The organism is Polynucleobacter sp. JS-Fieb-80-E5, from assembly GCF_018882015.1.
GTDB lineage: Bacteria > Pseudomonadota > Gammaproteobacteria > Burkholderiales > Burkholderiaceae > Polynucleobacter.
Genome location: NZ_JACVPH010000013.1, coordinates 1 through 1207 on the forward strand (window position 1 = coordinate 1; position 1207 = coordinate 1207).

The 1207-nt window shown below is 46.4% G+C and carries 1 protein-coding gene; it reads right to left on the reverse strand.

Annotated elements, in window-relative coordinates:
• Window positions 1-14 precede the first annotated feature (14 nt).
• Window positions 15-1126, reverse strand: a protein-coding gene (locus ICN44_RS12275; protein ID WP_216264208.1) for an IS3 family transposase whose coding sequence is annotated in 2 segments (ribosomal slippage) — window positions 15-865 and window positions 865-1126 — 1113 coding nt in all. Because the reading frame shifts where the segments join, the coding sequence is not laid out codon by codon here.
• Window positions 1127-1207: the final 81 nt, after the last annotated feature.

Consider the following 1207-nt stretch of genomic DNA (forward strand, 5'->3'; position numbering starts at 1 on the left):
TGTAGTATCCCCCGTCAATCCGACATTCCTAAAGTGTTGTTTTCTGCCTGTGCTCGATAGTCTCTAGGCGATATTCTGCCAAGAGAGCTGTGCGGTCTTTCTTCGTTGTAAATCGTGATCCAGTTTTCTGTAATTTCACGTACCTCCCTGAGGTTTTCAAATAAATACGCGTTGAGTACTTCATGACGGTAGGTTTTATTAAAGCGTTCAATAAACGCATTTTGTTGAGGCTTACCCGGTTGTATAAATTTCAGTTCAATCCCTTTTTCTTCGCACCAGCCCATAAAGACTGCAGACCGAAGTTCACTCCCGTTGTCCAGACGTATCGCCTGAGGTAAACCATGGATCTCTTCTAGTTGCTCTAGGGTTCGCACTACTCTGGCTGCTGGCAAACTAATATCAATTTCAATCGCCAAGATCTCACGGTTGGATTCGTCAATGACGTTCAGGGTCCTAAAAGGTCTACCGTAATGCAAGGTGTCGTACATAAAATCTAAGGCCCACATCGAGTTGGCTTCGGTCGGGGCAATGAGCGGAACTCTGGGCATCTTGGGGATGCGCTTCTTAGTTCTTCTAGGGAAGTTCAAGCCCATCTCCTTGTAAATACGCCATACCCGCTTGTGATTCCACTCGTAGCCCTGATTGCGCATCCAATCAAAACACAATCTAAAACCCCAGCGCCCATTCTTGGCAACTACTTGATTAAGCACCTCAATGACGGGCTCATCAGCTTTAGCTCTAGTCTCTGGGCGCTCGTAATACGATGACCTAGCTAGCCCCAAATGAGCGCAAGCCCGTGTAATGGGTACTGCTTCTTCGCCAACCAGGTAATCGACTGCTTCTCTTTTACCGGTTGGCGCTAGAGCTTTTTTTCAATGAGGTTCTTTAGCGCTCGGTTATCGTGGGTCAGCTCAGCCACCATCGTTTTATATTCTGATAGCTGCTGTTCTAGCTCCTTAACGCGTTTCAGTTCAGAAGCTTCAAGGCCGCCATATTTGGAGCGCCACTTGTAGAAGGTGGCACCGCTAATGCCATGCGTGCGCAATATGTCTGCCATCGCAATACCGCCCTCGGCTTCTTTCAAAATCCCAACGATTTGGGTCTCTGTAAATCGTGACTTCTTCATATTGATTCTCCTGTTGTAAATACTGCCATAAACAACAGAAAACTCAACTTTTTAAATGTACGAATCTAAGGGGATACTACA